This window comes from Rhodopirellula bahusiensis (assembly GCF_002727185.1).
GTDB lineage: Bacteria > Planctomycetota > Planctomycetia > Pirellulales > Pirellulaceae > Rhodopirellula > Rhodopirellula bahusiensis.
Genome location: NZ_NIZW01000011.1, coordinates 127,107 through 142,119, shown reverse-complemented (window position 1 = coordinate 142,119; position 15,013 = coordinate 127,107). Strand labels below are relative to the sequence as shown.

Annotated in this window: 10 protein-coding genes; 5 read left to right on the top strand and 5 right to left on the bottom strand. The window is 55.2% G+C overall.

What is annotated here, in order from left to right:
- Positions 1-191 precede the first annotated feature (191 nt).
- The 5 genes from CEE69_RS15700 to CEE69_RS15680 form a co-directional block, all read right to left on the bottom strand.
- On the bottom strand, positions 192-1,775 hold the full coding sequence (locus CEE69_RS15700) for a DUF7133 domain-containing protein (RefSeq protein WP_099261568.1): 1,584 nt from the start codon (positions 1,773-1,775) through the stop codon (positions 192-194).
- Positions 1,769-4,246, bottom strand: coding sequence for a c-type cytochrome (locus CEE69_RS15695; protein ID WP_099261567.1), 2,478 nt, complete (start codon positions 4,244-4,246; stop codon positions 1,769-1,771). Before CEE69_RS15695 ends, CEE69_RS15700 begins: the two co-directional genes overlap by 7 nt.
- A 58-nt stretch (positions 4,247-4,304) precedes the next feature.
- Positions 4,305-5,738 carry a sulfatase family protein gene (locus CEE69_RS15690; RefSeq protein WP_233215270.1) on the bottom strand — a complete coding sequence of 478 codons (1,434 nt, stop codon included), beginning with the start codon at positions 5,736-5,738 and terminating at the stop codon, positions 4,305-4,307.
- Positions 5,739-5,937: 199 nt separating this feature from the next.
- Positions 5,938-6,348: a PaaI family thioesterase gene (locus CEE69_RS15685; protein WP_099261565.1), complete on the bottom strand. Its 411-nt coding sequence runs from the start codon at positions 6,346-6,348 to the stop codon at positions 5,938-5,940.
- Between the two features lie 73 nt (positions 6,349-6,421).
- Complete coding sequence (locus tag CEE69_RS15680) at positions 6,422-8,260, bottom strand: SLC13 family permease (RefSeq protein ID WP_099261564.1); 1,839 nt, start codon at positions 8,258-8,260, stop codon at positions 6,422-6,424.
- 258 nt (positions 8,261-8,518) lie between these two features.
- Between CEE69_RS15680 and CEE69_RS15675 the strand changes: the two genes are divergently transcribed.
- The 5 genes from CEE69_RS15675 to CEE69_RS15645 all read left to right on the top strand — a co-directional run bounded on the left by CEE69_RS15675 (position 8,519) and on the right by CEE69_RS15645 (position 14,917).
- Positions 8,519-8,776, top strand: a complete 258-nt coding sequence (locus CEE69_RS15675) for a DUF3311 domain-containing protein (RefSeq protein WP_007327431.1) — start codon at positions 8,519-8,521, stop codon at positions 8,774-8,776.
- Positions 8,773-10,407: a sodium:solute symporter family protein gene (locus CEE69_RS15670; RefSeq protein WP_099261563.1), complete on the top strand. Its 1,635-nt coding sequence runs from the start codon at positions 8,773-8,775 to the stop codon at positions 10,405-10,407. The genes CEE69_RS15675 and CEE69_RS15670 overlap by 4 nt, the downstream gene beginning before the upstream one ends.
- Before the next feature lie 258 nt (positions 10,408-10,665).
- On the top strand, positions 10,666-11,655 hold the full coding sequence (locus tag CEE69_RS15665) for a DUF4886 domain-containing protein (protein ID WP_099261562.1): 990 nt from the start codon (positions 10,666-10,668) through the stop codon (positions 11,653-11,655).
- Positions 11,656-13,352: 1,697 nt separating this feature from the next.
- The gene (locus CEE69_RS33675; protein WP_390179975.1) at positions 13,353-13,601 is read left to right on the top strand and encodes a DUF6552 family protein; all 249 of its coding nucleotides are present in this window, start codon (positions 13,353-13,355) and stop codon (positions 13,599-13,601) included.
- 155 nt (positions 13,602-13,756) lie between these two features.
- Positions 13,757-14,917 carry a hypothetical protein gene (locus CEE69_RS15645; protein WP_099261647.1) on the top strand — a complete coding sequence of 387 codons (1,161 nt, stop codon included), beginning with the start codon at positions 13,757-13,759 and terminating at the stop codon, positions 14,915-14,917.
- Positions 14,918-15,013: the final 96 nt, after the last annotated feature.

Sequence of the window (15,013 nt, the reverse complement as noted above, 5' to 3'; positions counted from 1 at the left end):
ACTGGTAAAAAAGTTCGGCAGCATGGCGATTGTCTCTATCAACACTTTGCGGAAATCAGTTCGCTTTTCATAGATGCCGAGCATCCATTGCTCGTTGAGGAAGGAAAGGAAAAGGAAAGATGCTGCGGCCAGGTAGAGGAGCCGCCGGAGAAGTTCATTGTTTCGACGCGAAAATGTCTTTCATGGTCCTATCAACGCGGGATGCGATTGAGCGTGTAAAAAGCTTTGCGATGCAGAAGCGAATTCCCGGCTGCATCCCGAATTCCGTGGGCGTTCAACTCGTGAACGAACAGCTCCCTCAACCCATCAACCTTCAATCGGACTCGCAATCCGTCCTCCGAAACGATTGCTTCCTCAATGGTCAGCTCACGTCCCAACACTTCGTCGCTGCCGTAGCTGCTTTGATAGAGATACGTGTGGCTGGACATCTGGTAAGACCGAACATCTCCGGCGGACTTTATGTCCACCGGTCGCGTGAACACCAATTCGAATCCGTCGGGCTTGGACCGCATCTGTTGAATTTCAAACGGGGTTTTGCCAGTCCACATCAGACGTTGCAAACCATAAGGCGACGTTCCCAGGCTGCTCCAACCGCGATTGGTCAGCCCCACATAGACGCTTCCGTCTTCCGCCTGAGCCATTCGCAACACCGCCGATGCGAATCCGCGACGGAACGGGAAGCAGGCACCTTGGTATTCGCCATTCACCTTTTCAAGGAAGACACGGTTTATCGCCGCCTGTGTGAATTCACCAACGAACAACTGTCCAGCGAATGGACCGAACCCGCCATCGCTTTTTTCCAACATGATGTCTGTCGCGGATTGCCCCGCTTTCTTGTAAGGGAACCAAACCGCGGGCGGCTGCATTTGCGGAAATCGCTTGACCGCCTCGGGAAACGCAACGCCATTGGGGATCTCTTCCACACCGTGAATTGTTGACTCTGGCAGATTCATCGACGCGAGCGATTCTGCGTGATGAAAGAACGCCCCCGGTCGCATGTGATTCAGAGAGTTGGTCGCAACCCAATTTCCCTGTTGGTCCGTGTAGAACATGTCACCTTCCGCGTTGGCTCCCAGCCCCGATGGCGATCGCATGCCGGCACAAACGGGGCTCAGATTCCCGTCGGCGTCCAGCTTCATGCCCCAGCCTCGCCAGGCCGCTTGGAGGTATCCAAACGGTGCGTCGGGAATGATCTTTGTGAGCTGTTCGCCTTTCAAGCCCATCCCGATGTTCAACGTCATCCAAAGGTTGCCGTCGCCATCCGCCTTGGGTCCATACGCGTATTCGTGGTAGTGCCCTGAAACGCCCCAACCTGACGCCACCGTTTCGTACACATCAGCAACTTCATCGCCGTTCGTGTCCCGCATTCGCGTCATCTCGGTCCGCTGCACGGTGATCAATGACTCGTCCTGTTGCAGCAACCCAAGTGGTTCGTGCAAGGCGTTTGCGAACCGATGATACGAGACCGAATTGGCGGTCTCGCCTTCGCCGGTCACTCGGTCCACATCATCTAACAACCAGACCTCGCCCTTCCGAATCGCGACCGCCACGCGGGATGGACTGAGGACCGCGATTCCGCTGACTTCCAAAGCGATACCGTCATCAGAAGGCTTCCAGTTTGGATCGCGAGACTCGGATTGCGATTCCGGAGTCGCGATGGAAACAATTCGGTAGTAGTCGTTCTCGTCCTCCGCAGAAGCGGATGTCCAAAACGATCCACTCGCAGCGATCACAATCGAAAGACATACAACTTGAAGAAGTTTGTGAGTTACCATCGGTAGTTGATCTCCAGAGGTTGGCCTTGAACGATCGGAACCCACACCTCGTCAGTGCCATCCGAGCGGACAACGCTATCGTCTTGCAAACCACCGCTTGCGACAGCCACACCCAACCCTGATGCTCCCTTCAGCTCTTTGGGGTTCATCACTTCGATCACGGCATCCTTCATCAAACGAAACTGCATGGTCCCATCATTCGGCGCAGAATCGCCAGCAATGCTGATCGTTCGTCGCAGTGTGCCAACGACCGTTGCCACGCATCGGTCATGAATGGTTGCCCCACCGATCCGATACCGAAACGTCGGAATGCGGTAGTCGTCGAGTTCATAGCCAAGAAAAATTGGACGCAAGGATTGCTGAGACTCTTCCTGGTCCCCGGAAACCATCCGAAATTCGACATCCGGAGAAACAATCACCGAATCCTTTCCAAGCGGTTCAATGGGTGGAGTGAACCGTTCGAACCAGGTGCTTCTTGCGTCAACAAAATCTTCTTTCCATGCCAGTGCGAGTCGAGGCGTTTCAGCGTCGATCGCGAAGTGAATTCCTTCTTGGAACCCAACCGCGATCGCATGCGTGCCAACACCGTTCATGAACGTTCTCAGCATCAATGGCTGCTTCACGGGTTTCAGCTCATAGTTTGCTGACAACGCTTCGGCGATCTTGGGCGGCGCGCCCAAGCGATCGGATTGTTGGAAGTACGACCACAAAGCTGCGATTTGTTGCTCGGTGTTTCCATCCAGTACCTGTGGCGATTGGCTGACTCCATCCGGGAAGAAAGAAGGCATCCGGGTTCCACGCTTCCACCCTCCGGGATCCAAAAGGAAGTCGCGAAACCATGCCGGGCGGATGCGGTTGGCAACTCCTCCCAAATCAATTCCCACAACGCCGGGCAAAGTTTGTCCGTCAAACGAATGGCACTGAATGCAACCGATCTGCGTCAGCTGTTTTCCGGCTTCCGCGAGTGTCGGGTGCTGATCAAACACATCCGATTCCGACTGCCGCGAGCCCTCATCCGTCGCTTCGAACGCATCAACCAAAGGTTCCACCATTGCCTTCGGAAACTTGGGCATACGAATGGTCATGTGAGGCCGCAAGCGCGTCGACGAATGCCCCGCAAACACCTTACGCATCCAGTCGTTGGTCAGCTTGGCACCAACATAGGTCAGTCCAGGAGGCAAGCGTCCTTCATCTCCCAAATCCGCGAGCGAGTTGGCTTCGAAATGCGGCTTTCCGAACCGGCCAACTCCACCAAGTTGTTCTCTCTCATGACATGCGTAGCAGTTCAACGTCAGCAAACTTTGTTCGACCAACTCGCCCGCATCTCTAGCCGCGTCCTCTTCTCCAAACGTCCTTTCACTGATCACTTTTGAGAGCGTTTTGGTTTGGAACTCATCCAAATGAAACTCCAAGGTCGATTCACCGCCAACATTCAAGCATGAATCTGGCGAATCAACATCCAACCGCCTCCAATCCGTTGCGAATGATTCGCCAAAGGACAATCCCGCATCGTGGCAGTTCACACATCGCAAGCTGTCAAACAACTTCCTTCCGCGTTCGACCAGTTCTTCATTCGGGGTTGTGCGTGTCGATTCGAATTGGTCCACCGGGTCAGGACCATCTGATTCGCCAAACAAGTACTCCGTGATATTAGCGGCTTCGTTGGGAGTCAGCCTCAATGTTGGCATTCGCCCGGACGGTCGAACGTGTTCCGGATCGTGCAAAAAATGCGTCAATGATTCGCGAGTGTACTTCGCTGCCAAATTGGGATGGGGCACCGACGCAACTCTGCGTGCAGCCCCCGCCAACCCCATGTCCTCCAACTCTTCCGGGTCGAGTTCGTCAATCAAGCGATCCACCGCCGATGTCGACGCCGAAACGACTTCCGCATCGACACGGGGTTCATGGCAAGCAACGCAACCAACTTGGTGATACAAGTGCTCACCGCGTTGGGAGTCGCCTTTATTCCAGAACTCGTCCTCGAGGGGATTGGCTCCGCCCGCCTTCAATTCAGGAAAGGGCTGCTGACGCGAAGCTAGGAATGCGACGAGCGCATCGATTGCCGCATCCTTTTCGCTCCTTTCAAGACCCACCAACACGTCCGGCATCGTCGTGCCGGGTTTGGTTTGATGTGTCGAATCCAAGAATCGCTTGATCCAGCTCGCTCGCAATCGAGTTCCAACCGCTTGCAAACGAGGGCCTTGCTTCGCCTTCAGGTCATTGCGTTGCGAGCGATGACAGGCGGCACAACTCAGCTCAGTCACCAAGAGTTTCGCGGTCGCTTCCGATCCGACATCCTCGTAGCGTCCGAATCTCTCGACCCCCGCAATGAACGGATGCGATTGCTCGCTCGAAGAATCATCCGCGATGGCAAACGGGATCACCAAGGCCAGTTGAAAACAGACCGCGAGAGAAGGCAGAAGCGTTCTGCACGGAAAGCTCACCCAGTGTGGGAAAGTCGGCGAATGCATGGCGTGACTGGTACTCGAATGATCGGAAGCTCAACGGTTGAAAATGCGATTCCCCAGGTCACTCGACGCCCAACTCGGTCGCCCACCATTTCAAGTACTCGTGATCTGAGATAGCTGGATCGAGCCCACGTCGCTTCATCGTTCGTTTGTACCAAGCTTCCTTCTCATTCATCAGCGATTCCATGTCGACCGTCAAACTTTCGTCGATACCACCTTGATCTCCGGTCTCTTGCATCCATTCGTTCAATGTCGCCCGCAAGTCGAGGAGCGTCGATTGGTGCGAAGCGTCCGCCGCCAGATTGTTCAATTCGTAAGGATCAGCAGACAGGTCATAGAGTTCCTCCTCCGGACGTGACTCCGCCATGAACGGAGAATCCCATTGTCCGTCGGCATGCAAAACTTTCATCAACGTTTCGACTGGATAAGAAAGCTTTTTGTAGCTGCTCAGTTGCAGGTACGGTTTCTCGGGATGGAAATTTCGAATGTACTTGTATTGCTCATTGCGAACGCTTCGGATTCGATCGGGAGCGTCCCCACAACGGTCGCGCGCTGCAAAGACCCGCTCGTGTCCGTTCCACTCCTGCGACAACAGACTCTTGCCCGGGAGTTCAGACGATTCGATGCCCGCGGCTTCCAAGGTCGTCGGCACGATGTCGAGCAAGGACGCCATTCCGCCTTCAACTGATCCCCGAGACAAATTGGCGGGCCATCGAACGATCAATGGCGTGTGCAAACCACCTTCGTACAACCATTGTTTCCCGCGAACGTGTGGACGGCCGTGATCGCCAAAGAAAATCACCAGCGTGTTGTCACTGATGCCTTCCGATTCCAAGCGATCAAGCACCTCGCCAACTTTCTGATCCATCACTTCGATGGTCGCCAAGTAGTTGGACCAATCTGCCCGAGTGATTGGATGCTCGGGGTAAGTCGGCGGAATCGGCGCGTCCGGTCGCTCACGATCACTCTTCACAAACGGGCGGTGCGGCTCGTGGATATGCACCTGGGCGAAAAACGGCTGGCCGGGCTCACGTTTGGACCAATCATACGCATCGAAGTGAGTCTTCTTGTCATACAGATAGTTGACTCCGTACTTGTTCGCCCGTTTGTTGCCAACAGAACCGTCACCATGCGAAATGAAGTACCCCGCATCTCGCAACCAATCGATCGCGGTTGGAACCTGCAGTTCCTTCTTGTCACGAGTCAAATGGTGATAGCAACCGATCGACGTTTGATAGCGTCCTGTTTGAAACGCCGAACGCGAAGACGAACACACCGGCGAGGTGCTGAACGCACGCGTGAACAATCGTCCTTGTTCGGCCAGACGATCGACATTGGGCGTCGCCACGTTTGGATAGCCATAACACGCCAGTTCCGGACCGAGGTCGTCGGCAATGATCCAAACAATGTTGGGTTGGTCCGTCGCAGACGCGTGGCTGGACGCGAGAAACACGGCGCAGACAAAAACAAAGAACCAGATCGGTAGCTGACGCATCGACATCGCTGAGGTGGGGGCAAGGGCGAGTGAAGTCCTCCTGAGAACTCGCGTCACCACGACGGGTGACGAAGAACTTCAAAGAACTGTTGAAGGTGGGGGCAGTAGTCTAACACAAGCGATTCGCCGTGTTGCCAAAACGCACCTTCGATCCAACGCCGACGCAGCAAACCGTTGCACCTGAACGTGTCGACTAAACCTAGCCGCTCGCCAAAACAGTGCAGGTCGACGATGCGGTCGCGACCAGTTTGCCTCGCTGGTCAGTGATCTGACACTCGACAAAACCAATTCTCAGCCCACGCTGAATCACTTCCGCTTTCGCGGACAGACGACCTTCCCGGATTGGACGGATGAAACTGACCTTCATCTCGATGGTCGAGAAATCTTCGCTGGAGAGCAGCGTTCGCCCAAAGGCAATCCCCATCGCTGCATCCGCGAGTGCGGACACCAATCCTCCATGCACACGCCCCATCGGATTGTGATGCTGGGGACCACACTTGATATCCACCACCGCCTGTCCAGCTTCGGGCTCACCGTCAGCGAACTCGCTCGGATGGACTTCGAAACCAACCAATCTCGAAATCGGGGCATCAGAAAATCGTTCGCTCATCGATCTAACTCAGCGGGAGCACTGCCAACTTCAAATACAAAACCTCGCAACGTTGCAACGCGTGAACTCCAACTCATAGATACCTCCAATTCAACATCCCGATCGAGGCAACTCCAACAATGATGCTCAGCGGCAACCCAAACTGAATGTAGTCTCGCAAGCGATACCCGCCGACACCGTAAACCATCGTGTTGGTCTGATAGCCAAAAGGAGTCAAGAAACTTGCCGAAGCGGCGATCATCACCGCAATCACCATCGGCATCGGATCCGTTCCGACTTTGCTGGCCGCTGTCCAAGCGATCGGCAACATCAACATCGCTGCCGCGTTGTTGGTGATCAGCTCCGTGCAGACCACGGTTGCAATGTAGATCGCGATCAAGGTTCCGAGTGGATTTCCTTGGGCAATGTTGAGCAGTCCGTTCGCGATTTGCCCCGCCGCACCACTTTGTTCCATCGCACGCCCGATACCAATCGCGGAACCGATCACGATTAAAACCGACCAATCGATGCTGCGTCGGGCTTCGGAGGTTGTGCAGCATCGAGTCAACACCATCCCGACGGCCGCCAACATCGCCGCACTCAAAATCGACAGCCAATTCAATGCCGCCGCGACCACCATGACCAGCATGATTCCGAGCGCCAGTGGAGCACGTTCGTGCCGTCGGATCTCGCCTCGATCCACGCTGCTGATCAAGTAAAAATCGCTCCCGCCGCGTTGGCGATGCATGAATGACTTCGAAGCTTCCAACAGCAACACGTCGCCGGGTTCGATCCGAACATCACCCAACTTACCTTCCAATCGCCTGCCGCCTCGCGCGACGGCAACCACCGCCGCGTTGAAGTTTGATCGGAAACGTCCCTCTCGAATCGTCTTGCCGATCAGACTGCAACGTGGACTGACAACAGCTTCCACCAACGTTCGTCGCCAGGCGGGAATTTCCAATTTGCGAGCTTGGTCGCCGGGAGTAATCAAGCCTCGGATCTTTCGGAGGTCGACCACGCTGTCGACGTCCCCGACTAAGATCAGAATGTCATCGCCATAAAGTCGCTGATCCGGTTTCGCGGGTTCAATCCGCCCATCGGCTCGCTGGATCTCGGCAACATACAAACCTGGCAAGGCTCGCAAGCCCGCTTCCTGCAGCGTTTTGCCAACCAACGGCCCAGTCAACTCAACTTGCATCTCGACCGTGTACTTCTGCGGGTCGTCGCCAACACTGACGGCGGGCTTGCGTTCGGGCAACATCCATTTGGAGGCACCGATGATGTAAAGCAAACCTAGAATCGTTGCCGGGATCCCGGCGATAGCAGGCGTGAAGAAGCTGAGTTCGTCCAACTCAATTTCGCCGCCCGCGGCTTTTGAATCAAGGATGTATTGGTTGTATTCATCGCGGACCAGAAGGTTCGTGCTGGTTCCCATCAGCGTGCACATCCCGCCAAGGATCGCCGCGTAGGAAAGCGGCAGCAGCAATCGGCTGGGGCTGATCTTCAATCGCTTTCCCAAATCACCAACGACCGGCAACATCGCCGCGACCACCGGCGTGTTGTTGAGAAACCCGCTCAGAAACGCGACCGGCAATAACATCCGGACTTGGGTGTCGCGAAGATTCTTTGCTTTCGAGAGCAGCCATCCTGTGGCCAGTTCCGTTCCGCCGGTGAGTTCCAAACCCGCAACAACAGCGAACAACAAAGCAATCGTGATCAGTCCTTTGTTGCCAAAACCTGCGACCGCTTGAGTGGGATCGGGCAGCAACGGCGTTCCGGTCAAATCTTGAACGACAACCAAAACTGCCAGAGCGGTCAATGCCAGTAGATCCGTCGCAGCCGCACGCGTCGCCAATCCCAGCAACAATGCGAGGGTGACGCCGATGGTCAGCCACATGGGCCAAATTTGCGGATCGAAAAGAGAGAGCATGCGTCTGAAAGCGATTCAAAAGTGCCGACGTTGATCGCAGCGGCGGCGTGGGGGCAAACAATCGTCCGTACGAGGCCGAACAGACCGCACTTACAGTAATTCAAACCATGGATATCGTCGCCCCCGCGATGACATTAGACTACTGATCCGGCGACAGAACTGATGCCAAAGACGACGGCTTTCGCGTTCGAATGGCCATTTCGCATCAGAATTCGCCCTTCCCTCCTTCCTTCCACGTCTCGCCCAGAACTCTCCATCATGCCCAACTCGACTGATTCGTCCGCACCGCCTGACCGGAAAGGTCTTTCAAGCGGTGCTCTCCTCATCGCCGGCTTGGTCATCGTGCTGCTGATACTCCACCAAGACAACTGGTTGTGGCACAACGACACGTTGCTGTTTGGATTCATGCCCATCGGATTGGCGTGGCATGCCGGCATCTCGATCGCCGCATCGTTCACGTGGTTCTTGGCAACCCGAGTCGCTTGGCCTCTCGATGAAGAGGAGCCGCAGCGATGATGATTGCCGAAATGCAAAACGGAGTACCTCAGTTCATCATCATCCTGGTGTACCTGAGTCTGTTGCTCGCCTTGGGACTGTTCAGCAGTCGTTTGTTCAAAGGAACCAAGGAAGACTATCAAGTTGCCAGCCATTCGATCGGACCATTCCTGCTTTTGATGAGCATGTTCGGAACGACGATGACCGCGTTCGCCTTGGTCGGCAGCAGCGGCGAAGCGTTCCGAGAAGGCATCGGTGTCTACGGGATGCTGGCCAGCAGCAGCGGTATCATCCACTCACTGTGCTTCTTCCTAATCGGTGTCAAAGTTTGGCGATTCGCTCGCGCACACAACTACACCACTCAAATCGAATTCTTTCGTGACCGCCTGAACAACAACCTTGTCGGCTGGCTGCTGTTCCCGATCTTGGTGGGCATGATCATCCCGTACCTGTTGGTCGGTGTGATCAGTGCCGGCGGCGTTGTCCAAGCCCTCACCGCGGGACTGGCCCCTGACATGTTCCCGGTCCTACTGGAAGGTGGCCCTGGCGGAGTCGATCCGGCCGTTCACGGTGGTATCCCCGCGTGGCTCGGTTCGTTGACCATTTGCACAGTCGTTTTGGTCTACGTGTTCTTTGGCGGTATGCGAGGCACGACATGGGCCAACACCTTCCAAACGTTGGTGTTCATGGTCCTGGGAGTCGTGACGTTCTTTGTCATTGCGAACAAACTCGGCAAGCAAGACAGCTTCTTCGAGAACCTTCGCGTGCTTGGCGAATCCATTCCGGAAGAAGGCAAGACACGGGTGGAGATGAGCAAGACGAAATTCTTCACCTACCTGATGATTCCACTTTCGGTCGGCATGTTCCCTCACCTATTCCAACATTGGATGACGGCGAAGAAAGCCAGCACGTTCAAGTTGTCCGTCGTCTGTCACCCGCTGTTCATCATGATTGTTTGGGTGCCATGTGTTCTGGTGGGCGTTTGGGCGACCGGAGAATTGATGCCGACAAGACCACCGCTTCCTCGTTTGCCCGGTGGGGACATCGTTGACGCGAACAAGGTGCTTCCGTTCTTGGTCAAAACGCAAACCGCCCCGATCTTGGGTGGTTTCTTGGCGGCCGGAATCTTGGCGGCGATCATGTCCAGTTTGGACAGTCAATTCCTTTGCATCGGAACGATGTTCAACAACGACGTGGTCAACCACACGTTCGGCGAAGACCGTTTCACCGACAAACAACAAGTCCTTTTCACACGCTTGTTTATTGTCGCGATTGTTGCGATCACGTATTTGCTCAGTCTTGGCAACGTTCGCAGTGTGTTTGCGTTGGGAGTTTGGTGCTTCAGCGGATTCAGCTCGCTGTTCCCACTGGTTGTCGCGGCGTTGTATTGGCGCGGTCTCACCGCATCCGGGGCGATCGCCGGCATTCTGGCCGCCATCACCAGTTGGTCGTATTTGTTCTACCAAGGCACCTTGGACCCGCAGGGCTTGAGCAAATACGTCTTGCGTCTGCCAATCGGTGGCGAGAGCTACGAAGTGATGCCGGTCGTCGCGATGGTGTTCAGCACCCTGATCGCGATGGTTGTGGTTTCCCTGGTGACACCAAAACCACCGCAGGAAACTCTGGCGAAATTCTTCCCAGACCAGGCTTGAACCGAAGTCCGAAATTCGATTGACGAGAAGGGAGCCCCGGGGCTCCCTTCTTTTTTGTACCAACCGTCGCGCCGTCCACCTCCCTCGAAACAACGCTCCTTGGGGAGTTCTCGCGACGCCGTTCAAGCGAATGCGAGCGAGAAGGCACGAGCACGATATCCACGGCCCTGTCCCCCCTCCAACAATTGGCCGCCTCTTTTCAAGTACGATAGCTGCCCCGCCCCTCCTTCCCACCATCTCCGACGGAATGAACCGACCATGTTGCGATCGCTTTCCTTCGTTTTCACGTTGACCATCCTGTCGCTGGTGCTTGTCACGCCCTCGTACGCGGACTCGCCCCAGCAGCCACCCAACGTCGCTCCGAGACACATTCGTATTCTGACAATCGGTAACAGCTTCACTCACAACGCGACTCGCTATTTGGGCGAGATTGTTGAGGCGGCTGGTCACAAGCTGACTCACAAGATGCTTTCCATCGGAGGTTCGCCCCTAGAGTTGCATGCAAAGAAGGCATTGGCATACGAAACAGACCCCGCCGACGAACTCGCCCGGTACAAGAACGGCGACATCCTCCAAGAAGCACTGCAAAGCGAACGATGGGACTTCGTAACCATTCAGCAGCTCAGCATCAAAAGCCACGACATCAAAACGTACCGTCCGTACGCTCAGCAGTTGGCAGACATCATTCGTCGCGATGCACCGCAAGCCAAATTGCTGATCCATCAAACGTGGGCGTATCGCAGCGACGACCCGCGGTTCCACCGCCCGAAACCTGCCGCGGCCGAACCGGCGACTCAACAAGCGATGTACCATGGGCTCAGCGAAGCCTACAAAACCATCACCGCGGAACTATCAGCCAGCCGGATCCCAGTCGGGGACGCGTTTTGGATGTCCGACAACGATGAAAACTTCGGATACCGATCGCCAGCCAACTTTGACGCAAGCTCGATCCAATCCCCGAATCTGCCCGAGCAAACTCATTCGCTGCACGTCGGATACCGTTGGCGAGACCGCGACGGGAAACAAAAACTCAGCATGGACGGCCATCATGCCAACCAAGCGGGCGAGTACCTCGGTGCTTGCGTTTGGTTCGAATGCCTATTCGACCAAAGTCCCGTCGGCAACGACTTTGTGCCCAAGGAACTGGACGTAAATTACGCCGCGCACCTGCAAACGATCGCCCATCAAGCCGCACTGCAAGGCGGCGACGTCATACTTGGCCTCACAACCTCAACTAGCACTCCCTGACGACCTAAAATGTGGGGTAGGCTTCCAGCCTGTCATTCCCTCCACGACCGGCTAAAAGCGAATCCCACAGAGAACAACGGTGTCATTCTGGATCACTTTGGCGAACAATGTGGACCATCCAACACAACTTTCCTTCAAACGCTTCACCCCCTTCGGCCTGGATCCGCAGTTCATCGACCGACACGAGCCTTCCCAAGTTCAACGATTGCTCAGATGCCTGGCTTCTTGAACAACACAATGATGGATGACTCCATACAGCATTTGAGTTGCGTTCGTGAGCAGCACCGATTCCACGCTCCATCTAAAAGTCTACGAGTGACATCAGCACGACTCTCCTGAGATGGCAACATTGCCGCGCCGACGCGCAATCGATAAGTTCTTCTACACCCAATTGAGTTGAGTGATATTGGTTAAATACCTCAACTCACTTGCCCCGTATCACACGATTCCCCGAATACGACCCGACTGAGTAGGGTTGATTCTATTGTAATCCGACTGAAGCATCCGCTCTCTCGACATGAAACGATTTTCGATCCGGACACTGTTGCTGACCGTTACGCTGATCGGCGTTTCGTTGGGGTGGCTGGCCGAGCGACTACGTGAACCTAACGTTTACTATTTGCATGTCTACTCAAATCGCTACCATCCGCCTCACGACTCTCGGCACCCAGAACGCGAGAGTGAGGAAAGCGTGGTAAACACGTGCCTCCTAACGATTGGCATTACATCGGATACCCCGTTCCACGCCTACGTGCCAAACAATTACTCACCAACTATTCTGCTAGATGGAAGATTTGAGAAACGCGGCAGTCTTTTCACCGGACGTGCGTCCGTTTTCATCGAAGACGTTGGGACTGCTTTTGAATGCAACGACATAGCTAACCTTCCAATTGACAAGCTAGTCCCATTTTGGGACGACAACCATCACATCGCAATATCAACACAACAAGACCCGTACGCGTTGGAGTGGGATGTTGGTAGCTTGTAACCCCGCTTGTCGATGGCACGCGGCGGATAACAATGCCGATCGGGATAGCGACGGTGTTGTTCTTCGACAATAGGTCAGATCAAAAATCTTGAAGTTTTTGATTGCGTCGCCCATACCGGTCAGGGGCCAGCCCCCGAACCCCCGAGATTTTCTACAAAGACGTTTGGTGCCATGGGAGACGTTTGGTGCCATCCACCACGCCGTTGTGAGTCAGAGGATTTGGGCAGGCGATCGTAGTTGACCATGATGGTCTCCTTGGTGAGAGAAAAACAACCAAGGAAGCATGGCTTCGCGATGCCCGCTTGCGACAATCACATCTCAACCAATTCACTTCAACGCCCCGCCGCGACAGCGGCTTTCTTGAACAGCCACGCAGAAGACGTTTGGTGCCAACCACCATGCCGTTGTGAGTCAGAGGATTTGGGCGGGCGATCGTAGTTGACCATGATGGTCTCCTTGGTGAGAGAAAAACAACCAAGGAAGCATGGCTTCGCGATGAACGCTTGCGACAATCACATCTCAACCAATTCACCTCAACGCCCCGCCGCGACAGCGGCTTTCTTGAACAGCCACGTAGATTGTTCTTCGCGAGAATGACACAATCAGCGAGAAGGCGTTCATCGCTGGTTCTCGTTGCAGTCGCACCTATTTCAACGTAGAACGAATATTCAATTGGCCAATTTCACTGCAATGAACCGAGGTTGCAAAGGTGATTGACAGTGCGGAACCAACCAAACCATCGACAGCTATGGTCGATATCGTGAAGTGGATAGCGACCGTTATCCAGCTTATCGGGTATGGCCTCACCGGTTTGAACGTGGTGCCATGGAACATTCATGCGTTCCTTGTGGGAATTCTGCTTTGGTTCGCAGTAGGCGTCATGTGGAAAGACAAAGCAATAATGGTCGTTCATGTTGGTGCGTTCTTGTCGCTACTTGTTGGCTACTTAAATTCGTGAGCGGTTAACTTCGGTTCTTGAACCGGTGCCGCACAGCCAAGCCCGTTCGCTATCCCTTCCCGTAAGGTGCCAGCCACCATAAGTTGACAACGAAAGCGTCGCTGTGTAGAATCAGTTTGTCTTGTCAGTCGGTTCCGAGAGTGGAGAGCACAGCCATGCCGCGGCCTCAGCGATGTGAACAGTTTGCTTCCAGCGAAGTTGGGATCGTGCATGTCGTGCAGCGATGTGTGCGGCGAGCTTTTCTGGCCGGCGTCGACCAGGCGACCGGCAAGGACTATTCGTTCCGCAAAGAATGGATTCGAAGGCGGATGGAGGCTTTGGCTTCCGTGTTCGCCGTCGACGTGCTGTCGTATGCGGTGATGAGCAACCACATGCATCAGATCCTCCGCAATCGGCCGGATGTCTGCGCTCAGTGGAGCGATGAGGAAGTGGCGATTCGCTGGCTGCGGGTCTTCCCCGGCCGACGCCTCGAAGAACACTTGGCCGAACCCACCGAAAGCGATGTTCAGATGCTGGTTCGCAACAAAGAACGGCTGGCCGAGGTGCGCTGCCGACTGTCGGATATTTCTTGGTTCATGAGAGCCCTGGCCGAACCGATCGCCAGGATGGCCAATAAACAAGACGATTGCACTGGTAGATTCTGGGAAGGACGCTTCAAAGCCCAACGAATTGTCGATGAAGCGGGCTTGCTCGCTTGCAGTATGTACGTCGACCTCAACCCGGTCCGCGCCGCCATGTCCACCACCCCCGAGACCAGCCCGCACACCAGCGCCTACGACCGGATTGAAGCATCGAAAGGTGAACGAATTCCTTCGGCCGCATTTGACCTCAAGCCAATTCCAACCGAAGAAGCCGGACGCGAAATCCGAGAGACGCCCGTCGAAGTCCTGCAAGAAAAGCGAAAGGCAAAGCGACGCAATCCAACGGGCAAACGCATTCGCCGCGACGGATGGCTCAGCCCCCTGACGCTGAGCAAAACAACGCTTTCTGCAGAACCACAGGTTCACACGAAGGGCGTACGCAGCAGTGACCGCGGGTTCCTCCACATTCGCTGGAGCGACTACAAGCGGTTGCTGGATTGGACAGCGGCGCAGTCCGTCGCCGGTCAAGTCGCTAAGCTGCCCAAGCGTCTGGCTCAGACGCTTTCGGAGGTCGGTATCGACGCTTCGATGTGGCGTGACTTGGTGTGGGACTGGCAGAAGTACTTTGGCAAGACGAGCTGCGTGGGCCGTCCTGAATCGATGAAAGCCGACGCGGAACGAATTGGCCACAGGCACCACCGAGGGCAAGTTCGAGCGGCCGCCTGCTTCGGCTAAAGAACAAGCCCGAACCATGACGCATCGCAGATCGAGAACGCGGGTCAAGCTTTGCGACGGTCAGCGGCTTTGGCACTTCAACCAGACAGCAGTCAA